We start from the raw sequence: 26224 nt of genomic DNA on the forward strand, positions 1-26224 counted from the left end.
CATTTTCCTTTTTCCGATACATTCAGTGATACACGTACTCTCGTGTGACACTAATTAACGCAAATCACACGCCAGAATCGCTAGACTTGCCCCACACGACAGTTAACACTATGATTACATTTTATTTACATTAAACTCAGGTGAGTTTATCGCTGTCCTGACCTGATTGATTAAATGTTCAGGTGTTTCAGATTGGCACACCCTAACTGTTACAAAGTGGAACAATGAGACAAGAGATAATTGAACAGCCACAGAACTGGCTTAGTCATTCATGGCAAAGAAGCCTGAAAGCAGGCATCTTAAAAAACAGAGCAGCAGACAACATAAAGCTAGGCAATGCTCAGTTAGGTGAGCGAAAAGCCTGCTTATCCAGAGTGATTTCTCTAACCGAGCAGTTTGCAAAACCACTATTTTGTCAGCTTTTTGCAAGGACAAATAGCAAACTTATTCTTAGTGATGCGGATGGCGTTATTATTGCTTCATGGGGAAAAAAGCAATTTGATGACAAGCTTGCTTCTATATCCCTTGAGACAGGAATATGCTGGCAAGAAAAAGTTAAAGGGACTAACGCTATCGGCACAGCAATAGTTGAACAAAGAGCCATTTCGGTCATTGGTAATCAACACTTCGTAAACCGACACCACTTTATTAGCTGCTCCGCCTGCCCTATTTTTGATTATGAGGGAAACTTACTAGGCATTCTCGATATTACCAGTGAGCAGCGACTACATCATGGAAATACCCTTCAACTCGTTCAGAGTATGGTTCGAAGAATCGAAAATGAGCTACTTTTTGAACACCCTGACGCAAAAACTCGTTTCGACCTGGCACTAGATGAATCACTGATCACTAGTGGCTGGCAAGGCATAGCAATCGCTGATGAAGATGGGAATATCGTGGCACACAACAACATTGCTACACAGTTACTCGATCAAACCGAGATCGTAGGAAAGCCAATTGAACATATAATTGAACGCTGTGAAACACCACTCTTCTGTAAACGGCAGTCTCAAATTACAAAGACACCACATAAGGTTGGAGTGTATTCCGCTTCCACTTCATTACACTTTGGAGATGAACGTATAGAACAAGCCTGGCAGCAAAGCTGTCGCTTGATTAACAAGGGAATTAATATCTTGTTGCTCGGTGAGACAGGCGTCGGTAAAAATGAGTTTGTTAAGCAACTACACCATGCAAGCAATCGAAAAAAACAGCCACTTGTTACCGTCAACTGTGGTGCTATACCAAAAGATTTAATGGAGTCAGAACTGTTTGGATACGCTCCCGGCGCATTTACTGGGGCAAGCAGTAAAGGTTATGAGGGTAAAATACGAAACGCAGATAAAGGTATACTGTTCCTCGATGAAATCGCTGACATGCCACTTGACGCTCAATGTCGACTGCTACACGTATTACAGGATAAAGAGATAATTCCCGTAGGATCAAATCAGACGTATAGCGTCGATATTCAAGTAGTGTCCGCTACTCACAAGAATCTCGAACAGCTTGTTTCTCAAGGTCTATTCCGCCAGGATCTATACTACCGGTTGAATGGGCTGGTGATAGATATTCCGCCATTAAGAGATCGAAAAGATAAGCGGCAACTCATAGAGAAGGTTCACGAAAAGCATCAACAAGGAAGTCAATTAATAGATGATGGACTGATGAAAGCTCTGATGACCTATCAATGGCCCGGTAACATTCGTGAACTCGACAACGTTATTAAAGTTTCTTCACTCCTATCTGATGGGGAAGAATCACTTACGGCCGAACATATACCATCGCATCTACTTAAAGCGGTTTCGATACCTTTAAACGCTTCTGACTCTAGTCAAATCGAAACGCTTCGAGACACTGTTGAAGATACTCTTATAACAAGCTACAAGGCTCACAAAGGAAATATCAGTCGCACTGCACAAGCATTGGGTGTTAGTAGAAATACTTTATACCGACGGCTTCGCAAGATTGGAATACTCAAATAATCGACTCGTTATTACTGTTAACCCTTTTACTCAACGAGTTTTTACATAACAATAAGAGCTCAATTAAACCAAATATAAGATCTCTTCGTGAGCTGGATTCTATTTACCATTTTGGCCGCATTTAGCCAGTCGTGGCGGAATGCTTTTCAAAGCAAACTAAGCAAAGAACTCAACGTAACTGGTGTCACCCTGGCCCGCTTTCTATGGGCTAGTCCGCTTGCATTGATTTATCTGGCAGCCCTTTACCAGTGGCAACCTGCTGAGCTACCAACCATCACTGGCGAGTCTGTTTTTTATATACTCGGCGCATCAGTGATGCAGATAATAGCAACCGCTTTAATGGTGGTTCTGTTTAAACAAAAAAACTTTGCTATTGGCGCCGGGCTTGCAAAGAGTGAAGCACCAGTCTCAGCTTTTCTCGGTGTCCTGTTTTTCGGCACATCTCTTTCTCTTTTGGGGTGGATTGGTGTTTTGATAGGTGGTGTAGCCGTTCTTATACTGAGTTGCCCTCAAGGCTTCAGGAGCATTTCCCTCTCTACCGCACTCTTGGGCTTAGCATGCAGCACTGCATTCGCCTTGACTTCTTTGTGGATTCGGGAGTCCAGCTTAAGCCTTCACCTACCCTTTCCTCACCGAGCCGCCTGGGTACTGTTTTTAGTCATATTTATCCAAACTGTCATGCTGGTTACGTTCCTGCTACTTCGTGACAGAGCTACATTGTTGCAAATGATTCGCAAACCTAAACTGGTAGCGATGACGAGTGTCGCAAGTTTTTTTGGTTCGTTTGGCTGGTTTTCAGCAATGTCCCTTCAGGCTGTTCCATATGTCAAAACTCTCGGGCAGATAGAGGTATTCTTTACCATATTGATCTCTTACTTTTGGCTGAAAGAAGGGATAAAGAGAAAGGACATTGGAGCACTGCTTATGGTAGCAGTGGCCGCAATATTGGTGATGTGGCAGTAAATATAAGTCGAGTGAAAAATCGCCTACAGCACATTCTTATGGCGATTTTTTACGGCAATGATAATTCGAGATATCTGCTATTCCAGCCTGATGAACTCGTTTGGTCAGCACCTTAAACTCGTAGTTAAATTCAAGCTCTGATGTCTCTCCTCTGCCATCCTCACGAAATGCTAACCATTTTGAATCTAGAGCAACAACATAATGATTTCTTCGAAACACCGATGATGTGAACTGAACCCTTCAAACGTAATCGCTTCATCCGCCAGATAAAGTCCAATGTTGTCAGTTCCAACAGCTAGCAGAGCTTGGCTACTCTCGGGTAAGCCAACCTGAGAACAATCCCATAGCCCCATTCCTACAGTCATAAAATTGTATTCACCACTATCTACTGAGTCAGAGGTTTGCAAGTTAGCCCCCGTAGCATTTGCAAAAGCGGTGAAAGAAGCCAAGAGCAGGGTAAGCTTTGAAATTAAGGACATGTTGCAGAGTTTTTAAATAAACATACGCTCACTATACGTAGTGGCAAATAAAAATACCACATGGATATAATATAATTTGTATTGTTGAAAAATCCCTTTATCATTAATTTGATACAATACTAAATACCAAAAACTAAAAACCATTATTGCAAATGGGGATACATAATTATGACGCGTCAATTTGCTTTATCCGCAGTGATAGGCTTGGCTAGCCTGCCTGCTGCTGCCGGTTTTGGAAATCCTGGCTTTAGTGGCGAGCTCTCTCTTATGGGAGCGTATACCTCGTCCGAAAGTAACTTCAATACGGATAATAAAACCAAAACGGGCGATTTAGATAGCGGCGGAGAATCTGACTCAAGTGGTCTCTTCCTGCCACTGGGTCAGCTGAGATACACATTCGGTCCGGGTTCAGCGCATCAGGTCTTTGCAGGTACATCACGTGCTGATGTGGTTCAGGGGCTGGTAGCACTTGAACTCGGCTATAAGCTGTCAGTTGCACCGAACTCATCTGTTGCAATATCCTGGCTTCCATCGGTTATGGACAAAGAGACCTGGGCGGATCCTTTTGTTACAGGTCAGGAACGATTAACCACCGATGAATCCGGGCAAGCTTTCCGTATTCAATACACCAATATATTAAGTACCGGTCTTGGAGTAGATATCGCGACCTACGATAAAGATATTGAAGATGAATTCTCTGGTACAACAGCCTATGGTGCTTATAGCTCTCAACTGGATCGGAACGGAGATGGTTTTTACGGAAAACTATCTGCTAGATTAAAGCCAGATAGAGTAACGACTATACTACCCTCTATCCGACTCAATCAGTTTGATGCTGAAGGTGATGCACTGTCAAACACTCGCTATGGCGCTGGTTTAACTGTGATCCGAATTGTTCAAAACCAATCTTTTGCTTTAACCGCAGATTATGCCAGCGTGAGCTTCGATAAAGAAAACCCTGTATTTGGAAAAACTCAGGATAATAGCGAGTTAGGCTTTACATTCGCTTATGAGTACGGGGATCTATTTGGTATTCATACTCTTGCATTCAACCTCTTAGCGTCGTATAGCGACATCGATTCGAATATCGATTTCTATGATGAAAAGAGTCTGTTTACTGGTGCAGGTGTAAGCTTTAAGTTCTAACTTGAGTAAGTAACGCACCACTTAGGTTTAAGTAAAAGCCATCCTTTTCATCAGGATGGCTTTTTGTCAATTTAACCTTTACCCAGACTAGCTCTAAGACGATAAGCAATAGTATCTGCTACCCATTTACGTTGATTAATATATCGTCCGATGAAGTATGGCGGGACAACAAATAGAAACAGCGGAAATGATTCATGTAAGAAGATACTCGCAACGACATCATCATGAGTTAGGTGTGCTAGAAGTGCCAACAGATCCAGTTCAAGCGCGATAACCACAAAAAGAGTTGATATGATTAGAACTAACCCCCAAAAATCTCTGTAATAAACCCTTAAAGCCGTCATATTTATCTCCTTATTTTGAAGGCATACAACTTACTCTTGTTGTTGGAATTTTATGTGATCCAGATCTCACTAAAGAACTGTATTATATGAAGTTAGTTTTATATATTCATTTTGGAATAAGCTCAGTATTCCAATCTAAGTTGTAGTTGACCTCTAAAATTCTGTGGCAGCTATCATTATTTTGTTAACCATTCAGCTAAACTTATTGCAACGATAACTAGCACTGTTGCACATAGTTGAACAATGGTACGAAATACAGATGACTTCATAATCTTCTATCAGTTGATAGAATTAGGTTCATTCAGCAAAGCGGCTGAGAAGGTGGATCTAACCAAATCGGTAATAAGCAAGCGCATCACTCGGTTAGAAAAAGACCTCGGTGCCCAACTGATCTATCGAACAACCAGAAAGCTCAGCCTCACTGAAGCAGGCAAAGTATTCTATAAACATGCCCGGGAGATTTATCAATCGGTGCAAAGTGCCGAAGAGGAGCTTCAAGGGCTTGGCGATACATTGTCCGGGACTATCCGCATCACGGTCCCGACCATATCTGGTGAACTTGTTCTTCCTCAGGCAATTGCTGAGTTCGGTGAAAAGTATCCCGATATAAAAGTTTATATGGACCTGGATAATCGCTTCGTCGATCTCCTCGCTGAGGGATACGATCTCGCTATACGAACAGGCGTCTTACCCGACTCAAGCTTTATTGCCCGCCGACTGGTCGATGCTCATTGGGTAATATGTGCTGCACCGGCTTACTTAAAAGAGCGTGGCGTACCGCTCACACCGGAAGATCTTGCTGCACACAACTGTCTTGGTTACTCCTATCAGGAGACTGGCGCTTATGAATGGCTGTTTAAAGGCGACCCAGAACCGGTAACAGTAAATGTTTCAGGTAACTTTTGTACTAACAATGCCTCTGCTTTAAGAAAAGCAGCTTTGTTTGGGCAGGGATTAGTTTATGTGCCAAGAGTATTAGTAGCAGATGAACTATCTAGTGGAGATTTGATTGAAGTTCTGCAGGATAAGGTCGCTAAATGTCTGGGTATTTATGCCGTGTACCCTTATACAAAGCATCTTCCTGTCAAAACAAAACTACTGATAGAACATATCTACGATTGCTACAACCGAAATACTCAGAAATTTTAGTCGGAAATCGAAAAGAGCTGCGAAAAATCACAGCTCTTTATTGAGTGAAAAAGTTTAAACAACCACACTCATACCAGCGGCCACCGCCCCAAATGCAATCATAGGAATGACCGTACGCTTAATAATGTAACCTTCCTGGTTTGCTATCCCTAGAATGGTAGATACAGCAATAATATTGTTTATACATACCATATTACCCATCGCGCCACCTACAGATTGTAAGCCAAGAATGGTAGTTTGTTGCAGGCCAACATTTAGCGCAATAGTCTGTTGAATAGCACCAAACGTAAGGTTTGAAACCGTTGCGGATCCAGAGAAAAATGCCCCTAGAGCACCGAGATAAGACGCAACATACTGCCAGCTTGTTCCCATCAGATCGGCGAAAGCCTTGCCCGTAACCATAATTGGAGAGTTCTGGTCTCCCGTCATCATCAGTTTAACCATTATCAAAGCACCCACCAGCGCAATGAAAGGCATCTTGATACGGTTTCCAGTCTCAGCAAACATCTGAGTTACAGTACTTCTTTCCAGCCTAAATACGAAGATAGAGATGATCGCAACCAGGAGGAATGGAATCAAAGCTGGTACATAAAGCGTTTTGTAAGCCCAGCTAACGTCTGTTCCCAGGATATTACTCAGCTTAAAGATAAGTGCCTTACTAACACTAAAGTCGCCCAATGCTCCAAAAGAGAAGCTCAGCATTTCAGTGCTATCTGTAAGCATCGATTTGATACCAAACTGTTTGATACGAGTAACAATAAGAATAACGATGAGCAGAAGCGTTGGTGTCATCGCTTTAAAAACCTCTGCAGAAGACACAGCAGAAGATTGATTTTCTTGTTCACCCTCTTTAACCAATCCAAGTCCGGTTCGTGCGACCATCACTGAAGTGATAAGACCTATAGCCCCACCGACCAACGCAGGAAATTCATAGTTCCATTGAGCGATCAAAAAGTAAGGCACTGTACAAGATAAAGTACTGATCAGTACAAACACATAGTTTTGTTGAATCTCTTTCCAGCTCACCACAAATCTCAGTGCCATAGGTGGTACGATAAACGCAGCTACCATATGAATCATGGCGCTAACCTGGCCAGCTTCAAGAAGCATTGCATGTTCTAAGCCTAGGTTTGAGAACCCAAACCAGGTAGGTGTCCCGACCGCTCCAAAAGATACAGGAACGGAGTTCATCACGAGTGCAAGCATCGCAACTTTCAAGGCGGGGAATCCTAACCCCACAAGAATTGGAGCCGCAATGGCAGCTGGCGTACCAAAACCGGAAGCACCTTCGATCATAAAGGCAAACGCCCAACCTATGATCATCAACTGCGCCACTTTATTTCGGCTAATACCTTCCAGCCACTTGCGAATAGTTGACTCAGCACCAGATAAATAAGTTAACCGATTGATTAAGATAGCACCGGCAACGATAGAAATTGGGGTAATAGCAGAAAGGGTACCAGCGATGATGTTTGCACTGATTAACGTGAAATCAGTATTAAAGTAAAAAAACTGTAGCGATCCGACAATCAACGCAGTAATGGGCAATGCAATGTGAGATGGCACACCATTTTTCTTTGTCATCATCCAAATCAAAAAGATAATTGGGGCTACAGATATAATAAGGGTTGTCATTTAGAACTACTCCATTATTCCATTTTTCAGTTTACGTTATTTTGTTAAACATTATTAACATTTATATTTGTAATTATTTCCGTCTCTTTTAGACAGCAACTTTATATTTCACTAACCAGTTTAAATGGATTTAATAAAGTGAAAAGTAAGTTTTCATTAACGCACAAACGTAAAACTTAAAAATCGAATCTATCAAGCTGTCTAAGATTTAAGCACAAAGACACTTTATTGCTATAATTCAAACATATAGATAATAATCTCTCTAAGAGCAACTCTTTACATTACACTCATCAAGCAACAGTATGTTGCAAAAGCATCATTAATTAATCGCCATTTTTATATATAAAAACACCAAAATAACATTAAACCAATTCGTATTAACTTACAGTCATGTAGTAAAATTACGCATTAGTTCGCCAATTATTATCTATTCATACCTATTATTAGCTATATAAACTGAAATTTAATAACATAATACCAAATAGGTACTGAGCATCATTTATTTAGGAATATGTACCTATATTTAAGTATATGTAAATTAAATTTAGGTTAATTAATTTAATTTTATGTTAATTTTAAATTTGTAACGCACATGCATATAGCTTTGAACCAAAAATGAATTACAATCTCTACACTAAGTTGAGCTAAAGGAGTACTCGTGATGAAAAAATGCTGTGGGAACTGTCGTCAATTTGAAAGGAATTCGGGAAAGCCTATCGACCTTTGCGGAGCCTGGGGCAACCCCACTAAGGCAGACAGAGCTGCCTGTGACTTTTGGATGATGATTGAAAAAAAGAACAAAAAAGAGGCTAACTCTTAAGAGTTGCTACTCTTTCCTGGTTGCTGGAACATTTCGTCCACAGTTTCAAGCGCCAGCTTAGTAGCTCTCTCTAACGCCTGATCTCTGCTTATCTCTTTATCACTGTTCTCAGCTTTCTCATCTGGAATGACAGGTGAGTTGGGGGCAACTCTATCCATACGAACCACCTTACTGCTGAAGTAGACATTCTCTTAACTAGTTAAGCCTGAATATTTTCCCCCGAAAAGCTGAATTATTATGTTATAGAGTTCAAAATTTCAACAAAACGCTTAATACCCAAACTCAAAAAGCAAAAGACCCCGTTAGATTAACGAGGCCTTTATTAGGGGTTGGGACAAGGGACTATGCGCCTATTACACCACCATCTTTACGTGTAATGGCGATAACAGACGATCGTGGGATACTATTGCCACCTTCAGGAAAATGAGAAGGAGCCAGTTTTTCACCTGGATGCTGAACACCAACAAACATAGTCTTGTGGTCAGGAGAGAATGTAAGCCCAGTGATTTCACAAGCTACCGGGCCCGTCATAAATCGACGAATCTCTCCGGTTTCAGGATCACTACAAAGCATTTGGTTATTACCCATTCCAGCAAAGCCATCTTTATTTTTGTAGTTTCCATCAGTCTGAATCCACAAGCGACCAGCCATATCAAACCCGATTCCATCAGGGCTATTGAACATGTTGTCTTTGTTGATATTATCAGAGCCAGCCATCAAACCAGATTCGTGAACTTCCGGATTACCGGCCAGTACGTAGATATCCCACTCAAACGTATCTGCGGTGTGGTCGCTATTCATTGGATTCCAGCGAATAATGTGACCATATGGGTTTTTCTCTCTAGGGTTAGCCACATTTAATGGCTGTGTCTCTTTAACACCGCGATATTTGTTGTTTGTCAAAGTACAGAACGCTGACTTATTGTTCGGATGAACCGCTACCCATTCAGGACGGTCCATTGTTGTAGCGCCAACCTGAGTCGCTGCCTGGCGAGCAAAAATCATCACCGACGCAGCATCCGGGAATCCATTTTCCGGAGTAAGGCCGTTCTTGCCCCAGGTCAGTTCTAGCCACTCCCCTTTCCCGTTCAGTTCACCTTCAGCGCCATCAAACTTCGCAACATAAAGAGTCCCCTCTTCCAGAAGATCACGATTTGAATCTGAACCCGGTACGTATTTGCCTTTAGAAACAAACTTGTAGAGATGCTCACCACGCTCATCGTCACCAAGGTATACAACAGCATGACCAGAACCATTGATGGTTAACGCCGCGTTTTCGTGTTTGAAACGCCCTAGCGCACTGCGCTTTTTAGGCGTTGAGTTCGGGTTCATTGGGTCGATCTCTACCACCCACCCAAAGCGATGTGGTTCATTCGGGTGCTTCGCCATATCAAAGCGCTCGTCATGTTTATACCAGTCATAGCCCCAGTCTTTATTCTTTAAACCATAACGAGCATAAGTATCTCCTAGCTCTTGTTCAGACGACGAACCAAAGTATCCATTAAAGTTCTCTTCACAAGTCAGGTAGGTACCCCATGGTGTCTGACCATTGGCACAGTTGTTCATGGTGCCTAGAATTTTCATTCCAGACTCATCCGCACTTGTCTTAAGCAAAGAATGTCCTCGAGCCGGTCCTGTCATTTCCATTTCAGTAAATGCCGTAATTCGGCGGTTTACTCGACCCTGTGGATTTACCACCCACTTTCCGTCTTCTTTTTTGAGTTCAACGATCGAAACACCATGAGCAGCCTGCGCTTTTCGGGCGTCATCGGCGCTAATGTTCTTCCCCTGATGCTCGTAAAGATACTCTTTATTTACGTATTCATTATTAACAGCAAGAACCGCGCGATCATCAGAAACCAGAAAGAATGTCATTCCATCGTTATTGTCGCCAAACTGTTTTTCTTGAGCCTTCGAATCGTTTGACTGAGTAAATACAGGCGCTCCACTTACAACCGGATCACCCCAGGAAATAAGAACATCCGCCTGATAACCATTTGGCACTGTGATAGTGTCTGCTGTCGAGGTAGGAATCGCCTCGAAACCCATCAACTCCGATTTAGATGACATGGTACTGGCAATAGCCTGACTAATAGGACTAGCCGCAAAAAAGCCAACGGTACCCGCCGCGCCTGTTGTTTTCAAAAATCGACGTCGAGATATTGCTGCGTCAACAAAGCGGTTGAACTCAGGTTCATGATCTAATGGGCGCTGATCGTTGTTATGATCAAGTTCATTCATTATGTGCTTCCTTTTATATGCTGAAATGCGCACCTTTCTATGGTGCTTATAATTAAGGCAATATAATGATGAACATTTGTGACAATGAACTTACAGTTTTTTAACAGTTTAAATACCATACAAAAAACACCCGATCACAAATTACAACTCTTTTAAGCATAAATATTCTTTCACATTTGCCGATATAGTATTAAGAGACAATACTTATACTCATATATAGCCAGGTCTATAAGTATCGAAAAGTAAAGGAATTACTACATGAAGCTTTCTACGGCCTCTATCTATTTTTCTTTGGTGTTATTGCTGGCGTTACTCATTAACTCCTACGCTGTAGTTAATGTTAAGAAAGCATACGATGAAGTGATACAGGCTCAGGTCCATCGTCAGGAATCGCTCGCACTAACCCATGATCTGAGGACAGAAACGAGTCAACTCGCTCAGCTTGTACGCTTGTATACGGCAACAAGTGAGTCTCGTTACCTGTTCTATTACTACGATATTATTGCCATTCGAAACGGTCAAAAAGTCCCTCCTGTCGATTACAACCCGGAAACTTATTGGGATGATGTGATAGCCAATGTTAAAAATCATCCACCACTAAACGAAGGAGGCACTTCTCTATTTACCAGGATGGAAGGGCTGGGTTTCAGTAACAGTGAAATCCAATCCCTCAACGACATACTCAAGTATCTGGAATCACTTGGCGAACTGGAACAAATCGCTTTTGCCGCGACTCAGGGGCTGTATGACCCTAAAATACAAGATTTTGTATCAGACATAGAGCCAAACCTTCAGTTCGCCAATCGATTGGTTTTTAGTAAACGCTACAACAGTGAAAAAGCGGCGCTATCTCAGGCAATTCACGATCTTGCGATGAAAGTAGAAAACCGTACATCGACAGAAATTTCTCTGGCTACAAAACACTTAAAAACCCTTATAACAAATGCATTTATTGCCGTTATCACAACGCTATTTTTGGTCTTTGTCTCGTACCTCTATTTCAAGTTCTATGTTCTCACTCCAATAAAGCGCCTGTCCGATGCCGCCGAAGAGATCGCACAGGGAAAATACTCAACACGAGTAGATTCAGGAAAGAGCGCTCAAGAGCTTATTACTCTTGGCAATACGCTGAACCATATGTCCGAATCCATTGAAGAAGATATTCACAACCGTGAAGAGGTTCAGCAGAAACTGGAAAAAGCAAACCAAATGGCCCAGGAGGCAACGAAAGCTAAATCTATGTTTCTCGCCAATATGAGCCACGAAGTACGCACACCAATGAACGCCATTATTGGTATGGCTTATTTAGCCTTGAAAACCGATCTGTCGACAAAACAGACACACTATATTGAAACCATTCACAATGCTGGTAAGTCATTATTAAGCATCATCAACGACATTCTCGATTTTTCTAAAATTGAAGCCGGAAAAATAGAGTTAGAAAAAACCCAGTTACGAATAGAAGATGTTGTCGGGAATGCGTTACCTCTTATTAAGCCAGCTTTACAAAAAAAGGAGATCGAACTTCTTTACTCTGTCCGCGATCCATTTTTGATGGAGGAGGACGGAACTCTGATTGGTGATCCTATACGTTTGGGGCAAATACTTAATAACCTGCTTTCAAATGCCGTGAAGTTTACCGAATCGGGCTGCATTATTCTTGGTGTGGATATCGTCAATCGTGACCGGGGAAAGATAGTGCTACAGTTTTCTATAGAAGACAGTGGTATAGGCATGACCAAAGCACAGGTCGGCCGATTATTTCAGGAATTTACTCAGGCGGATAGTTCAACGACCAGAAAATACGGTGGTACGGGACTTGGGCTGAGCATCTCTAAAACCCTGATAGAACTTATGCATGGTGAAATTAACGTTGAGAGCACCCCGGGGTTAGGCTCTACCTTTACTTTTACTGCCGAGTTCACAGTCGCTGATATCCCGTTGAAGCACCCTATTGATACCAGCAACGAAGCACGAAAAATACTGATCATCGATGATAAAAAAGAAGCGAGGGATGTGCTTCATGGAATGATCTACGCGTTTGGTAAGGGGACAAGTGTTTCCCATGAGGTTGATGTTACCAACAGCGGTTTAGAAGCTATTGAAATGATAAGACAAGCCAGCAATATAGGCTCTCCGTATGACTTAATTTTCCTAGATTGGTTAATGCCGGGAATGGATGGGGGTGACTTCCTCTATGCGCTAAAAGAGATTGAGGTAAGAGAAACCTCGGAGATAGTTATCACCTCAGCTTATGACTTTGAAATCATTCATGAGCACGTAAAGAATATGGGAGTCAGGCATTTCCTGCCAAAACCTATTCTTCCTACCACATTAAAGAGCCTCTTCTCATCCATCTATGAAACAGAGTCCATCTCAGTCACACTGGATTCTGTGCCTGAGAAGACACACTATCTGCGTGGTATGAATGTCCTGTTGGTAGAAGACAATCGAACCAATCAGGAGTTGGCTGTCGATCTATTGAAAATGAAAGGCATCAGTGTCGATATTGCGAGCAACGGGCAGGAAGCGGTAAACAAAATCATGGGTAACGAGTGTGATCACTACCATGCCGTATTGATGGACCTACAGATGCCGGTTATGGATGGCTTCGAGGCAACAAGACAGATTCGTGCCAACCCTTATTACGAACACCTCCCCATCATTGCAATGACAGCACACGCGATGACAGAAGCGATAGAGAAAGGCACACAGGTTGGTATGAATGGTCATATCGTTAAGCCGATATTACCGGAAACACTCTACTCCACTCTTGATCAATACTATCAACCTGCTATCCCGAAAATGCCAGATAGCAATAATACTGAAGGGAACAAATCGACGGTAGCTATACGAAATATCCGCAGCCTCGATATTGCGCAAGGGTTACGTAACTCCGCAGGAGACCCGGTTCTCTACCAGAAAGTGCTCTCTAATTTTGTTCTAGACTTCTCAGCTTATGCAGATACAACATTCAACCACATAAATGCAAAAAACTGGGAAGAAGCCGCCATCTATACTCACTCCCTGGCTGGATTATCGAAAACGATAGGCGCGAATCAACTCACAGAGACAGCAAGAACACTTGAGCAATTTATACTGCTCCGTAAAGAACAGGATGCCGTTCGTCTAGTTTCGGAACTCGCAAAGGGGCTACAACCTATCATTTCCGAGATTAAGCGGAATATCGCCAGTACTCAACAGGAGACTGAGCAGCCAGATGTTGATACAAAAGCCATGATCATTAAGCTGATCAAGCTGTTATCTGAAGGCGATTCAGAGGTCATCGAGTTATGGAGCAGAAGCTACAATCAACTTTCAGTGACTCTTCCTAAACTGGAAGTGTCTCGACTTCATCAGTACATCAATCATTACGAGTTTGACAGGGCATTACAGTGTCTCAACAAGCTAAGGGGAGAGCATGGATAAGAGTCGGCCAACAATACTTATCGTAGACGATACTCCTACCAACCTAACGCTGTTAACCGGTCTGTTAAATGATGAGTACCGTGTAAAGATCGCTAATAACGGAACCAGAGCACTAGAGCTGGCATTCTCCTCTCCACCAGATTTGGTTTTGCTTGATGTAATGATGCCAGGCATAGATGGCTATGAAGTATGCTCCCGTCTAAAACAAGAGAGCATAACCTGCCATGTGCCTGTGATTTTCCTGACAGCGAAATCATCTGTCGAAGATGAAGAGCACGGATTCGAAGTAGGTGCGGTAGATTTTATCCATAAACCAATCAGCCCACCCATCGTCAAAACCAGGGTGAGAAATCATCTTCGACTAAAGGAATGGCAAGACTCCCTAATAGACAATAACCAGTGGCTTGAAAATGAGGTTTCCCGACGTCTGACCCAGGTTAATCAGCTTAAAGATGCCACCATCCACGTGATGGTTTCTCTGGCGGAGTTTCGGGACGAGTGCACCGGGAATCACATTAGACGAACTCAGGCATATGTAAAAGCTCTGGCAGAGAAGCTAGCTCAATCATCCAAACACCACGCTTATCTGACACCGGATAAGATCGATCTCATCGCTAAATCAGCGCCACTGCACGACGTGGGCAAAATCACTATTCCTGATGGCATTCTGCTAAAACCGGATAAACACACTAGCGAAGAATTCTCGGTAATGAAAACTCATTCCCAAAGAGGCTACAAAATACTTAAACAAGCCGCTGATTTTATGGGTGGAGATGATGATTTTCTGAACTGCGCGATGGATATTGCTTTATACCACCACGAAAAATGGGATGGCAGTGGTTATCCATTTGGCCTGCATGGTGATGAAATACCTGTATCCGCTCGATTGATGGCGGTTGCGGATGTCTACGATGCACTAAGGAGTATCCGGCCTTACAAAGATGCACTAACCCACGAAGAGGCCATTGATGTAATTAAAACCAATAGTGGCAATCACCTCGACCCGGAGATAGTCGATGCTTTAATCGCTATAGAGGATCAATGTATCTCAATAGCAGATAGCTGGCCGGATGAAACCAACTAAAACAAACCAAACTATAATAATAGCTATATATAACAGTTATATAAAAGGATTTAGCAGTGAAAATAACGCATAACAACGTCAAAGCCTGGCTTCCGGGGCTGTTAACCCTGCTCTGTGCAAGTAGCTTTACTGCGCGTGCCGAGATACAGGTCGACTTCTCGGGGTTTGGCACTATCGGCTATACGCAATCTAATAAATCATATGGTTATCTGGTTAACATCGATGACGGCGGAACCTTCCGCCAGGACAGTTTGCTTGCCGGGCAGCTGGATATTCAGTTTAACCCTAAATTCAGCGCTACCTTACAACCACAGATAAAGGCAAACTCCTCTAAAGATAGCGGCTGGGAGGGAAACATTGCCTGGGCATTCTTGTCCTATCGCCCTACAAATGACTGGTTACTACGTGCGGGTATGCTACGTGTTCCCGGTTATCTAAACTCCGAGAATCGGGATGTTGGAGTAACCTATGACTATGTTCGGGTACCGCCTGAATTCGATTCTTTGAGTCCCACTTACGACTATACCGGGATATCTATAAACCGCTCTTTCATTCTTTCTCAGGGCGATCTTTTTCTCGATGCCTACTACGGCGTAGTCAGTACAGACTGGCGTTTTTATTACCGTGAAGACGTGGGGACCGATATCAATGCGGGAAGTTTCTATTTTCCGATAGATATTGAGCTAACTGGCGGGGCGTTAACCTATGAAACTGAAGAGAACACCTACATCGGTGGTATTCATTATGCAATAAGTAAAAACAGGAGCGACCAGTTCGACTGGTATGAAAAACCACTTTATGCAGAGAGCAATGGTATCGGCTATTACACCTACGAAGGCGCGACACCCGTTGATCACCAGGATGTTATCATTGCCAACCTTGGTGCAGACATTGGCCTTGGATACGATACCCGACTTGCGTTTGAACTGGCGGCGAGAAGAACGATAGGCAACGTAACCAATGGACAAAACAGCTACACCGGATATGTTTCCCTGCGCAAGAGCATTGGCAAATGGACTCCCTATATATTCTACTCTCAGATAAAAACCGATAGCGATGAGACTGAGTTTTATAACGCATTGAATAGCTCATCTGTCCCTGATTTAGTACCAGGTTCTGAGGTCATCAATGCATCACAAAAAGTGATGGCGGACGTTTATCAAAACTACGACCAATATTCGATGGCAATAGGCTCTTCATACCGGCTCACTCCAACCAGCAAACTAAAGGCAGAGTTTATGCTCAGCCATATCGGTAATGCTTCAAGCCTGGTAGATACCCCGTCTGGCACCGACATCAGCGGCGCAGACATCGCGGTGTTTTCTTTATCCTATAGCTTTGTATTTTAAGGAGGAGGTATGAAACATAACTATCTGACCTTCTTCTTACTGCTTTCGGTGATGCTTGCTAAAAGTGCTTTTGCTGATATCGTCGTGATAGGAAGTAGCAATATGGGAACACTAACTCATGATACCGTCCTCAGAATTTACACAGGAAGGATCATTGAGCTCGATGGACTATCTGTCATTCCGGTTAATGCGAAACCACAAAGTCCGCTTAGAAATAAGTTTCTCGATAAGTTTCTAAAACAGGATGAAGACAAATACTCAGCTTATTGGACGGTAAGACGCTTTATCGGTAAGGGCACCCCGCCAATAGAGCTGAACAATGATAAAGAGATATTACGGTTCGTCATCGATAGACCCGGAGCCATCGGATATGTTGATACTGACAATGTGATGCTCCCCCCGACAGTGACAGTTTTAGCGGACTGAGTATATACTGGCTCAGAGATCAAAGGTAACTATACTATGAGCCAGTCAGATATTCAGAAAACGATTGCCGGTTTTACATCAATAGAACAGGCGCTTGATTATTTCGAGATTGAGTTTGATAGTCGCTTTATTGACGAGTATCGGACTCAGCTAATGAAACGTTTTAATGGCTACCTGCTTATGGACAAGCCCGATGACTGGTTTTCTGGTCGCCGGGCGCTAAAAAAGGCGTACTGTAAAGTACAGAGAAGTCGCCTGGATCCTCATACACGTTCGGCTTGCAGGGGGTGTACTTCCTGCCAACGCCGGTAGCCCCTCCCCTATATAGCCAGTAATAGTTTTATCCCGGTATTTTTGCCAATGCCTCTGGGTAGCCACGCTCAGTTGCCAGTTTAATGGCTTTCCACTCAATCGTTTGTGCGTTCTGAACAAGATGATTTGGATGCATCGTTTCAATGGACTCTGGGTCTTCAGTTTCTCTGCCGAATCCCATTAAATGTCTGACTCGTTCTGCAATCTTACAGGCTGCCTGATACGCCGACGAGGCTTTGACAATTTCAACGCGAGCATAGTGATTATCTGTAAAGGAGACATCAACCGCTCTCAAAGAGGGATCCGACCCTGGGATCTGTTGAGCACCATATAGTGGCTTTCCTGCTTCAACCGCTGAGGAAAAAGTTGGAACAAACTGACTTAGATGATTTATAGCAAGGGTGGTTCTCTGCACCTGAACAACCTCTGGCCAGCCACTGGTAATCTTACTCTCAAGTTCCTTTGGAAGCCTTGGCTGAGAACTGTTTTCGTCTGAGGATGTCAGGCCGTTTCTAAACAAGGTAATGTCCTCTGTCATCCCATGCAGCTGGAAAAACCATCTGGATAAGGGGTCAATTGAGCCATACCGTTTGGTGTGCCTCTCTCGCCATGAAAAATCACTTCGGGCCAGTGCATTTCACATTCTGGCCAGCGAGTAACAAACGCAGATTTAAACTCAACCAACCTTTTTTGTGGCTGACGGGTAACGTCATCGATAGTACCGCTTCGATAACCACACGCATTAACCAGATAGTCGACTTCCAGTGGGTACTTACTATCATTTTTATCACTATAAGTTAGATTCCAACGTCTTCCATCAAAATCAGCACTGTCCAGACTGCAACCAGTCAGAAGCCTACATTGGGGATGCGATTCTAAAGAAAGGGTCGCACTCGCGGCTAACCGGAAAACGCTTAACCCGAACTCCTGAACCACAACAATTGGAAACTTGAGCTTGTCCAAATCGGTATGTTTGGCAAAGGGAATAAGCCACTCTTCTATAGTGACCGGGTGTTTAGACTGCGTGCTCAATGCGAGTGCTTCAAGTTCATCCCTATAGAATAATCGGTAGTAGTCGTTCGGATCGCCCAACACACTATTTCTTTCATCTTGTTCGACAAGTTCACTATACGCATTCTGAATTGTTTCTAGTCTTGGAAGCAGAGCTTCGGGCTCACCCTTATCTGTAACAGGTGTAGCAATAACCGTAGGCCTGACATTAAGTGCATGCGGATAAAGACGAACGGTATCAATTGACTGTCTCAACAGATCCAGGCATTGCTGTTGCGATATCTCTCTGTATAAATTACCACCAGCATGCAGATGGCAGATAGGTGGCCCACTAACCAGGCCGTTCCCTCGTTCGATCAGAGTAACGTTAAAACCTTGTTCAGAAAGATGCAGTGCCGTTGTAGAACCTGCAATTCCGCCCCCAATAATGCCGACATGAGGGGCAGAGGAATTTTTTATTGAATTCTCCACCTTGATTAGATTCCCTATAACGTTGGTGAAAGTGTAATTATCTTAAATTGAAAGGCTTAAAGGCCGATTCGATATCTTTGTACAAGGTATCAACCCACTTCGGATCACTTTCTTTGCGTTCCAGGCGGCGTTTTCTTGGATCACCTGGTGCGATTATAACCTCGAAGTTACGAATCCCGGTATCCACAGCAAGAATAAAAAGCTCTTCTATGTTTTTGTTTCCCATTGCAAGGCAGCCAACAGAGTATGAGTCACCGTGAATAAAGATATCTCCTCCCGGATCGTGCCTTTTGTCAGCTTTTGCCCATTTCATATCAAACTCGTTAGGGTAATTGAGAGCCATAGAGAGGTGATACTTACTATTCGGATTCAACCCTATCACCTTGTAGATTCCCTCTGGAACCTGTTTATCCCCTTCCTCTAACTTTGGTCCTGAGTCCCCGCTGGCACTCCAGATAAAATATTGTTTAATGAAACTTGTTTTGGCTCCGCTTGTCGCCCAAACCTCAACAATATGACGCTCTTTGATTGCCAGTAGCGTTACTTTATCAGGCGGGTAGATGATATTCGCTTTATCAAAATAGGGAGTAAGTTCCGCTCTGACTCGTGGTGTGAAGGCTTCGATTGCTTCTTCGAGAGTACGCGTTGATTTTGGTTCAGATGCCTGAACCAGAAATGAGATGAAGAGTGTGAATAAGGGGATAAAGAAAAATTTAAACACCGTAAATTAAATGCGCTTATCTGATATACAAAACGTATTCATGATAAGCACATTTTCAAGTGACCTCAAGATGAAGAAGCCATAGCCAGACTATTAGAAACCAAACTTACCGTTCTGATTCTTCCACTCGCTTTTAGCTGGAATTTCCTGAATCGCATCCCAGTGCTCAACAATCATGCCACCTTCAACGCGGAACATATCGTAAAACGCTACATGCTGCCCCAAAAACTCACCTTCGCTGATGGATACAACAAAGTTCCCTTCACCTAGCACTTTATGGTTGGCGGTATAGATCATAGAAAGACCTTTTTCAGCCATTGCAGCAAACGCAGCACCAAGACCACTTAAACCATCTGCGATACCTGGATTGTGCTGCAGGTAATCTTCATCATTTGGACCAATAAACTTACCAATCTGATCCATCTGACCTTTCATCAGGATGGTACTTACGAAATCAGCAACCAGCGCTTTGTTCTCTGCTGTTTTATCCAGATCTTTAATCTCTGTCGGACCATCAAACTGAGTTCGGCCACTTGGATTGGCCGGAGCAATTTCCTGAAGATTATCCCAATGCTCAACGATCAGGCCGTCTTCAAAACGGAAAACATCAAAGCCTACCTTCGGACCGAAGAAGTTATATTTTGTATGCAGCACTACATACTCCTCATCTTCCAGAGCACGTAGTACTTTTGCTTTTGCACTGCCTTTGGGTAGGGCTTGCATTACTTCACCAAAACCAGCAAGGCCATCACCTACCGCAAGGTTATGCTGAATGTATTTTTCCGGATTTACGTATGCGACTGGTGCTGGATCGCCAGTTTCAATGCTGGAGATAAGTGCTACTGCCTTCTCTTTGTTAGAAACAGCGCTTGCTTCATCAGTGGCTGTCGAACAAGCCGCGGTCGTCAGGATGCCAGCAGCTAAAAGTGTACGTGTGAAAATGGTAGATAGTTTCATTGTTCGTTCCTCTTGTTGGGATGGGGGTATCTTAAAATCATCCCAACAATGACGGCAGGTCATTCGAGGCGGAAAAATGGTAAATATCGAACCGACATAAACCTATAGATAAGGGTCAAAATACTTCTTCTGGAACTGAGTCGGAGTACTTCCGGTTTGCTTTTTAAAATATTTTACGAAATTACTTGCATCGTCAAACCCCATGCCATAAGCCATCTGCTGTACCGAGTTATCACGCAACACCAGACGTCTTTTGATCTCAAGCGTGGTGTAAGCATCGATTAACTGCTTGGCAGTAAGGTTGGTGGCAAGTTTACAATCCTGATTGAGGGTTTTGTAGGTCGTGTGCGCTTGATTTGCATACCAGTTCGCGTCTCTTATAGAAGTGTAGTGCGTTTGCAAAAGAGCGAAAAAACGCGCAAAGCGCTGGTTCTGCTCTTTGGACATTTTATCCTGCCTTGATTCAGGCCGCTCCCGATGCAGGGTTAAAGATAACGCCGAGAACAAATACATAATAATCAAAGGATCGTTATCAACACGGCTTGTTTCCCTGAGTAGCTCGGAAAGTAGATTACTAACACACTGCTGAACGTCACGAGTTAGATTTATCACCGGCTGATACTGAAAATCTAAATGTGTCGGTGTGTAATTAGGCAAACGCATATTTGAATGTAATTGATCCAGAAATGCTTGAGTAAAAAGTAAAACCTTTCCTTTCGGTTTACCCGAAAAGTCATAGGCATGGACCTGCTCTCTCTGAATGAAAAGCACAGAGCCACTTTCAAACGGATAGTCGATAAAATCTATCATGTGACTCCCGCACCCTTCCGCTACATAGAGAACCGCAAAAAAGCTAACTCTATGTGCCTGATCCGGAGAATGAGGTAAGGAGGGCGCTCTTCTGGCAAGCTCTTCCAGGTCAACGATTTCAAACTGCGCTTGTTCGTTTTTTCTATTGTTAAAGTCGACCTGAGGAACCTGCATATCAGCATACTCATACGTATTGTTTATAGATAAGTCAGTTTAGTCGGGATAAGCTTGCATATTCAAGAAATATATAATTCAGAAGGTTACATTGAATTTATTGTTTAAATTTCGATGTTGATTACGTCAATATCGAAATTAATAGGCTACGCTAAATTGTATGTTCTCCTGAATTTTAACCAAGCATCTTAATGATAAATATATTTCGGAAGATTTCCGTTAAAGCTCGTTTAGCGATAATCATCTCATTATCGATTACATGCATACTCGCATCGCTAATCATTAGCTTGATCCAGTACAGTAAAATGAGCAATCTGGTCGAAGACATCTACGACCACCCTGTCACCGTCTATCATGCGGTGAGCGAAATTGCCCTGAATATTGAGCTAATAAACCGTGAGATGAAGGATATAGCTCTCAACAAAGACATATCAGAAGCTCAAAAAGCAATCAGCCACCTTCACAGAGATACGCTTAGTTATTTCGATATCCTAAAAGAACGCTATCTGGGTGATAAAACCGAAATAGTAAAGTTGCGTCAGCTTTTTTTGGACTGGGAGCCCATTCGTAAAAAAGTTTTTAATTATCGCTCGCTAAATCGTTCAGATCTCGCCTATGAAGTAACAACAACAGAGGGCGAAGTGCATATTCAACGCCTTAGCAAAGTGGTGAATGAGATCCAGATGTTTGCCGATACCAAACTTAATCAGTTCTACGAGGATACGAAAAGTACTTCTCGTAATGGCATGTTAATCATTAGTATTCTAGCTTTAGTCACTATCGTACTGTTTTTGTTTTTTAGTTCAGCGCTGCTCTCAAGTATCAACCTACAACTAAACAAGCTTTCACGTTTCTCTAAACAGGTCGCTAAGGGCGATCTATTAGCTGACTTAGACACTACTGGCAACAGTGAAATCGACCAGTTAGGTCGCGATCTTCTTTCTATGCGCGAAAGCCTGAAAGAACTCATTTACAAAAACGAAACTCAAAACAAACACCTTGTTGAATCGGAAAAACTGGCGACATTAGGAGGGCTCGTAGCAGGTGTTGCGCACGAAATGAATACGCCTTTAGGAATATCTATCACAGCAACTTCCGTTATTCAGGATATACGCGATGAATTAAAAGAATCATTTAATAACCAGACCTTAACCAGTCAACAGTTTGAAGAGTTGGTAGAAAGGCTAACTATAAGCTCCGATATGCTTGCAGAGAACCTTAACAAAGGCACACGCCTCATACATGACTTCAGGCTGACTGCAATCGATCAGGTATCGAATACCTGCTGCTCCTTTAATATTAAAGAAATACTCAAAGCTTTGCTTTCGAGTATGTACCCAGAAACACGCAAGGTTCCTGTTGTTCCTCTTCTTACCGGAAATGAAGAGTTAATGATGAATAGCTTACCGGGTAGCGTTACCCAGGTTTTGTCGAACCTGATTGTAAACAGTGTCCAGCACGCCTTTTACGATCAGCCTGAACCTGAGATAGAGATTTCATTTGAAGAATCCGGAAAAAACATCATTCTGGAATATCGGGATAATGGTTGCGGCATCCCTGAGTCCTTACACGAGAAGATATTTGAACCATTCTATTCAAGTAGTAAACGAACCGGTAAAAACGGGCTCGGGCTGAATCTTGTGCAAACTTTGATCCGCGAAAGATTAAACGGTGAAATGAGCTTTACCTCAAGCCTAAATCAAGGGGTACACTTTGTATTCACGTTACCAAAAGAACTTGAACAAAATGATTAGAGTTCACCATAGAAATGGTTAACTTAATCATATTTTCCATCCAGCAAGTTCTGGTATATAAGATCATATATACCATTATTCCTGATGGTGTTTAGTCCCTGATTGAACTTCTCTCTCAGAGCTTTATTACTTTCAATCTGCTTTGAAAAAATCAGGTAAAAGTCTCGAGTTGAAAGAGGCACAGGTGAATATCCGATACGGGATTTCTCTTCTTCCGAGTAATTACTTTCCAGATAATGAAGACCTACCGCTTTGGTCATAGAAATGGCATCCAACTGCCTGTAAAGAAGTTTTGTTAATAACACATCATAGTTCCCACCAGACTCTAAGTAGATAAGTCCGTCTTCTGCTGCTTTCGCCAAACGCGAATAGGGATTAACCAGGTTTACACCTATCGTCTTTCCTTTCAGATCATTTAACTCCTGCCATACTAGAGGGCGGGATTTCAGATAAAAAGGACCTGCTGACTCTTACCTAAAGAGTCACTATAGTCATAGTGCTTTCCTCGCTCTTCGGTGTATGCCCAGCCAACAGAACCATGCCATTCACCTCCGTGTGTGTCTTTTCCCCTTTTAGCATACTCCCCTGCCCTCGCCCAAGGCAGGTATCGATACTCAACATCCAACCCAGCCGCGCTAAATGCCTCTGTAACAACATGCGTTGCAAACCCACCAAACGGGCTATGCTGAGAGGTGTATGGTGGCCACTCTCCTACCGTGAGGTGCACAATTCCATCTGCTTTTGCGGGGAAAGGAGACAATTGAAAAGAAATAAAAGACAGTATAAGAAGTAGAGACTTAATATTGTGAGTCAGAAACACCCGATTCATGGCTTACCCCGGATCACATACGCGACATTTTAATTATAGATGCTTCACGTAATTGGCAAGTAAATATACTCGTGACCTCAAGATACTTTAGCGCGAGCACTTTTTATTACACCTAACGTTTTCATTTCTTAATAAACACTCTAAGATAAATGTATGCTCACGCAAAGGATTGGAAATGAAGAATAAAGAGCTTGAAGAGAGTATAAAGAGTCCAATATTTAGTGGTGTTGGTAAACGAATCATTTTAATAATGGTTCTTATCAGTAGTACCGTTACTTTATCTTCCACCATACTTCAGTTGTCATGGGATTATACGCGTGAGTTTAACGAGGTAGAGGCAAGACACAAAGAGATTCAAATGGTTCATGTACCTCTTCTTGCCGCTTCACTATGGGAGTTCGACTTAAAACTGGTACAACAACGTCTGGAAGGCCTGGTTAACTTACCAAGAATCGATTACCTGGAAATCAAATCAGCACACGATCATTTCAAAGCCGGGACAGCCGTACCAGTAAATCGCGTTATCGACGGATATCCCGTCGTCTACCGAAAAACACCGAGCTCTAAAGCCGAATATCTTGGAACACTGTATGTTCATTCCGATGCTCAGGAAATCTATGATTACCTGATTTGGCAGTTTGCAGTCACTCTTATTATAAATGGTATAAAGACCATGATTGTCTGCCTGGTTATCCTGTTTGTGGTAAATGAAAGTATCAACAAACGTATATTCGCTATCGCCCGGCATCTTAGAAACTATAACCCTCGCCACCCAAGGAAGCCTCTAAAACTTAGATATCGCCGAATTTTTATGTCACGGGAAGATGAAGTCCAGTGGTTAGGGGATGAAACCAACCGAATTACTAACCGCCTGACCACTCTCTACAACAACATAAAATACGAACAGGAAAGGTTTACAGACTTCGCTAACGTTTCGTCTGACTGGTTATGGGAAACCAATTCCGATAACCGGCTAATCTATGTCTCCGCTGAGATGGAAAAACACCTTGGTCTTGATGCTACTAAGCTTATCAACATTAAAGATCTCGATATCTTCGAAACGGCACCTAAGTTTCTTTCCTCGATTGATAATCGACAATCGTTTGAATTCTGCCAGGAAAAAGTGGAAATCAACGGACAAACACATTACCTGTTACTACAGGCCATCGCTAACTACGACGATGGGCACTTCCTTGGTTTCCGAGGAACCGCCATCGATATTACCGTTCTGCAGCAGGCACTTATCGAACTTGAAGAGTTAAACGAAACTCTGGAGAAAAAGGTAGAAGAGCGAACAAAAGACCTTCGCGCCAGCATGAACAACCTGAAACAAACTCAGGAAAAACTGATTGAGTCAGAGAAATTAGCTGCGTTAGGGGGATTGGTTTCCGGTGTTGCGCACGAAGTAAATACACCACTTGGTATATCGGTAACTGCGGCATCAATTATAAAAGAGATATCAGCCGAGTTAACCCATTCTTTTGACTCACAAACCTTGACCAGTACTCAGTTCCAGGAACTTATGTCACGAATGAACGATACGAATGTGATGCTCGAAGATAACCTTAATCGAGCAGCCAAATTGGTCAAAGACTTTAAGCAGACAGCCGTTGATCAGGTCTCAGAGAGTCGTAGCCAGTTCCTGGTTTACAACGTACTGGACTCCCTACTGGCAAGTTTACATTCTCGTACACGTAAAGTTCCTGTAGAGCCGACAATCGAAGGTGGCAAAGATATAACTATGAACAGCCTGCCAGGCGTGCTCACACAAGTCGTATCGAATCTGGTTCTTAACAGTGTTAACCATGCTTTTGAAAACCAGGAAAGCCCAGAGATTAGTATTAAGTTTGAACAGAAAGATGATCTAATAGTGTTTGAATATCACGATAACGGCTGTGGTGTAGACCGCTCCTACCATCAGAAGATATTCGAGCCCTTCTTCACCACTAAAAGAGGTTTAGGTGGTTCCGGACTTGGTTTGAATCTAGTGTTTAATTTAGTTCACCAGAAGTTAAAGGGAAATCTAGAGTTTGATTCGGAGCCTGGAGCTGGTGTTCATTTTATATTTTCTATCCCACAAAATTTACCACTCTCGTTAGAGAGTGGTATTGTAGAAGAAATAAATACGGGAAATTAAA

The 26224-nt window shown here is 42.8% G+C and carries 21 protein-coding genes and 1 pseudogene; 11 read left to right on the forward strand and 11 right to left on the reverse strand.

Going from position 1 to position 26224, the window contains the following annotated elements:
* Positions 1 to 224: 224 nt before the first annotated feature.
* Both P7F88_RS06860 and P7F88_RS06865 read left to right on the forward strand, forming a co-directional pair.
* Entirely contained in the window at positions 225 to 1982 is a 1758-nt protein-coding gene (locus P7F88_RS06860; protein WP_277823095.1) for a sigma-54-dependent Fis family transcriptional regulator, read from the forward strand.
* Between the two features lie 87 nt (positions 1983 to 2069).
* Positions 2070 to 2945, forward strand: coding sequence for a DMT family transporter (locus tag P7F88_RS06865; RefSeq protein ID WP_277823097.1), 876 nt, complete (start codon positions 2070 to 2072; stop codon positions 2943 to 2945).
* Between the two features lie 185 nt (positions 2946 to 3130).
* On the opposite strand, the gene P7F88_RS06870 is transcribed toward P7F88_RS06865, so the two are convergent.
* Complete coding sequence (locus P7F88_RS06870) at positions 3131 to 3352, reverse strand: hypothetical protein (protein ID WP_277823099.1); 222 nt, start codon at positions 3350 to 3352, stop codon at positions 3131 to 3133.
* 240 nt (positions 3353 to 3592) lie between these two features.
* Between P7F88_RS06870 and P7F88_RS06875 the strand changes: the two genes are divergently transcribed.
* Entirely contained in the window at positions 3593 to 4570 is a 978-nt protein-coding gene (locus tag P7F88_RS06875) for a DUF2860 family protein (protein WP_277823101.1), read from the forward strand.
* A 71-nt stretch (positions 4571 to 4641) separates the two neighbouring features.
* Here P7F88_RS06875 and P7F88_RS06880 read toward each other — a convergent pair whose 3' ends face one another.
* A complete protein-coding gene (locus tag P7F88_RS06880; RefSeq protein WP_277823103.1) occupies positions 4642 to 4914 on the reverse strand; it encodes a D-fructose-6-phosphate amidotransferase in 273 nt (90 codons plus the stop codon).
* 243 nt (positions 4915 to 5157) lie between these two features.
* Between P7F88_RS06880 and P7F88_RS06885 the strand changes: the two genes are divergently transcribed.
* Positions 5158 to 6063: a LysR family transcriptional regulator gene (locus tag P7F88_RS06885; RefSeq protein WP_277823105.1), complete on the forward strand. Its 906-nt coding sequence runs from the start codon at positions 5158 to 5160 to the stop codon at positions 6061 to 6063.
* Positions 6064 to 6117: 54 nt separating this feature from the next.
* On the opposite strand, the gene P7F88_RS06890 is transcribed toward P7F88_RS06885, so the two are convergent.
* From P7F88_RS06890 to P7F88_RS06900, 3 genes are all read right to left on the reverse strand, one after another.
* Positions 6118 to 7698 carry an L-lactate permease gene (locus P7F88_RS06890; protein ID WP_277823107.1) on the reverse strand — a complete coding sequence of 527 codons (1581 nt, stop codon included), beginning with the start codon at positions 7696 to 7698 and terminating at the stop codon, positions 6118 to 6120.
* An 816-nt stretch (positions 7699 to 8514) separates the two neighbouring features.
* The gene (locus tag P7F88_RS06895; protein WP_277823109.1) at positions 8515 to 8676 is read right to left on the reverse strand and encodes a hypothetical protein; all 162 of its coding nucleotides are present in this window, start codon (positions 8674 to 8676) and stop codon (positions 8515 to 8517) included.
* 184 nt (positions 8677 to 8860) lie between these two features.
* Complete coding sequence (locus tag P7F88_RS06900) at positions 8861 to 10759, reverse strand: PhoX family protein (RefSeq protein WP_277823111.1); 1899 nt, start codon at positions 10757 to 10759, stop codon at positions 8861 to 8863.
* Positions 10760 to 11017: 258 nt separating this feature from the next.
* Here P7F88_RS06900 and P7F88_RS06905 point away from each other — a divergent pair, with 258 nt between their 5' ends.
* Genes P7F88_RS06905 through P7F88_RS06925 form a run of 5 tightly spaced genes read left to right on the forward strand, consistent with a single transcriptional unit; the run spans position 11018 to position 17359 of the window.
* On the forward strand, positions 11018 to 14188 hold the full coding sequence (locus P7F88_RS06905; RefSeq protein WP_277823113.1) for a response regulator: 3171 nt from the start codon (positions 11018 to 11020) through the stop codon (positions 14186 to 14188).
* On the forward strand, positions 14181 to 15272 hold the full coding sequence (locus P7F88_RS06910) for a response regulator (RefSeq protein WP_277823115.1): 1092 nt from the start codon (positions 14181 to 14183) through the stop codon (positions 15270 to 15272). The genes P7F88_RS06905 and P7F88_RS06910 overlap by 8 nt, the downstream gene beginning before the upstream one ends.
* Positions 15273 to 15328: 56 nt before the next feature.
* Positions 15329 to 16621: a hypothetical protein gene (locus tag P7F88_RS06915; protein ID WP_277823117.1), complete on the forward strand. Its 1293-nt coding sequence runs from the start codon at positions 15329 to 15331 to the stop codon at positions 16619 to 16621.
* 9 nt (positions 16622 to 16630) lie between these two features.
* Positions 16631 to 17047 (forward strand): hypothetical protein, encoded by a 417-nt coding sequence (locus P7F88_RS06920; RefSeq protein ID WP_277823119.1) that lies wholly within the window; start codon positions 16631 to 16633, stop codon positions 17045 to 17047.
* Positions 17048 to 17083: 36 nt separating this feature from the next.
* Positions 17084 to 17359, forward strand: a complete 276-nt coding sequence (locus P7F88_RS06925; protein ID WP_277823121.1) for a nitrogenase-stabilizing/protective protein NifW — start codon at positions 17084 to 17086, stop codon at positions 17357 to 17359.
* A 28-nt stretch (positions 17360 to 17387) separates the two neighbouring features.
* Here P7F88_RS06925 and P7F88_RS06930 read toward each other — a convergent pair.
* From P7F88_RS06930 to P7F88_RS06945, 4 genes and pseudogenes are all read right to left on the reverse strand, one after another.
* Positions 17388 to 18841 (reverse strand): annotated as a pseudogene (locus P7F88_RS06930) (FAD-dependent oxidoreductase).
* 37 nt (positions 18842 to 18878) lie between these two features.
* Complete coding sequence (locus tag P7F88_RS06935) at positions 18879 to 19562, reverse strand: L,D-transpeptidase family protein (protein WP_277823123.1); 684 nt, start codon at positions 19560 to 19562, stop codon at positions 18879 to 18881.
* 93 nt (positions 19563 to 19655) lie between these two features.
* A complete protein-coding gene (locus tag P7F88_RS06940) occupies positions 19656 to 20519 on the reverse strand; it encodes a nuclear transport factor 2 family protein (protein ID WP_277823125.1) in 864 nt (287 codons plus the stop codon).
* Between the two features lie 102 nt (positions 20520 to 20621).
* On the reverse strand, positions 20622 to 21503 hold the full coding sequence (locus P7F88_RS06945; RefSeq protein ID WP_277823127.1) for a helix-turn-helix domain-containing protein: 882 nt from the start codon (positions 21501 to 21503) through the stop codon (positions 20622 to 20624).
* Positions 21504 to 21694: 191 nt separating this feature from the next.
* Between P7F88_RS06945 and P7F88_RS06950 the strand changes: the two genes are divergently transcribed.
* Positions 21695 to 23257, forward strand: coding sequence for a sensor histidine kinase (locus tag P7F88_RS06950; protein ID WP_277823129.1), 1563 nt, complete (start codon positions 21695 to 21697; stop codon positions 23255 to 23257).
* 23 nt (positions 23258 to 23280) lie between these two features.
* Here P7F88_RS06950 and P7F88_RS06955 read toward each other — a convergent pair whose 3' ends face one another.
* Positions 23281 to 23619: a hypothetical protein gene (locus tag P7F88_RS06955; RefSeq protein WP_422127581.1), complete on the reverse strand. Its 339-nt coding sequence runs from the start codon at positions 23617 to 23619 to the stop codon at positions 23281 to 23283.
* 83 nt (positions 23620 to 23702) lie between these two features.
* Positions 23703 to 24086, reverse strand: coding sequence for a type 2 periplasmic-binding domain-containing protein (locus P7F88_RS06960; protein ID WP_277823131.1), 384 nt, complete (start codon positions 24084 to 24086; stop codon positions 23703 to 23705).
* A gap of 175 nt (positions 24087 to 24261) precedes the next feature.
* Between P7F88_RS06960 and P7F88_RS06965 the strand changes: the two genes are divergently transcribed.
* Positions 24262 to 26223, forward strand: a complete 1962-nt coding sequence (locus P7F88_RS06965; RefSeq protein ID WP_277823133.1) for a PAS domain-containing sensor histidine kinase — start codon at positions 24262 to 24264, stop codon at positions 26221 to 26223.
* Position 26224: the final 1 nt, after the last annotated feature.

The sequence above is a fragment of the Vibrio hannami genome (assembly GCF_029589055.1).
Lineage (GTDB): Bacteria > Pseudomonadota > Gammaproteobacteria > Enterobacterales > Vibrionaceae > Vibrio > Vibrio hannami.

Bases quoted from the DNA above. Each gene is read 5' to 3' on its own strand.
- P7F88_RS06875 (WP_277823101.1), top strand. From the start codon at position 3,593: ATGACGCGTCAATTTGCTTTATCCGCAGTGATAGGCTTGGCTAGCCTG.
- P7F88_RS06910 (WP_277823115.1), top strand. From the start codon at position 14,181: ATGGATAAGAGTCGGCCAACAATACTTATCGTAGACGATACTCCTACC.
- P7F88_RS06860 (WP_277823095.1), top strand. From the start codon at position 225: ATGAGACAAGAGATAATTGAACAGCCACAGAACTGGCTTAGTCATTCA.
- P7F88_RS06940 (WP_277823125.1), bottom strand. From the start codon at position 20,519: ATGAAACTATCTACCATTTTCACACGTACACTTTTAGCTGCTGGCATC.
- P7F88_RS06890 (WP_277823107.1), bottom strand. From the start codon at position 7,698: ATGACAACCCTTATTATATCTGTAGCCCCAATTATCTTTTTGATTTGG.
- P7F88_RS06950 (WP_277823129.1), top strand. From the start codon at position 21,695: ATGATAAATATATTTCGGAAGATTTCCGTTAAAGCTCGTTTAGCGATA.
- P7F88_RS06925 (WP_277823121.1), top strand. From the start codon at position 17,084: ATGAGCCAGTCAGATATTCAGAAAACGATTGCCGGTTTTACATCAATA.
- P7F88_RS06905 (WP_277823113.1), top strand. From the start codon at position 11,018: ATGAAGCTTTCTACGGCCTCTATCTATTTTTCTTTGGTGTTATTGCTG.
- P7F88_RS06945 (WP_277823127.1), bottom strand. From the start codon at position 21,503: ATGCAGGTTCCTCAGGTCGACTTTAACAATAGAAAAAACGAACAAGCG.
- P7F88_RS06885 (WP_277823105.1), top strand. From the start codon at position 5,158: ATGGTACGAAATACAGATGACTTCATAATCTTCTATCAGTTGATAGAA.
- P7F88_RS06895 (WP_277823109.1), bottom strand. From the start codon at position 8,676: ATGGATAGAGTTGCCCCCAACTCACCTGTCATTCCAGATGAGAAAGCT.
- P7F88_RS06920 (WP_277823119.1), top strand. From the start codon at position 16,631: ATGAAACATAACTATCTGACCTTCTTCTTACTGCTTTCGGTGATGCTT.
- P7F88_RS06880 (WP_277823103.1), bottom strand. From the start codon at position 4,914: ATGACGGCTTTAAGGGTTTATTACAGAGATTTTTGGGGGTTAGTTCTA.
- P7F88_RS06960 (WP_277823131.1), bottom strand. From the start codon at position 24,086: ATGAATCGGGTGTTTCTGACTCACAATATTAAGTCTCTACTTCTTATA.
- P7F88_RS06900 (WP_277823111.1), bottom strand. From the start codon at position 10,759: ATGAATGAACTTGATCATAACAACGATCAGCGCCCATTAGATCATGAA.
- P7F88_RS06965 (WP_277823133.1), top strand. From the start codon at position 24,262: ATGAAGAATAAAGAGCTTGAAGAGAGTATAAAGAGTCCAATATTTAGT.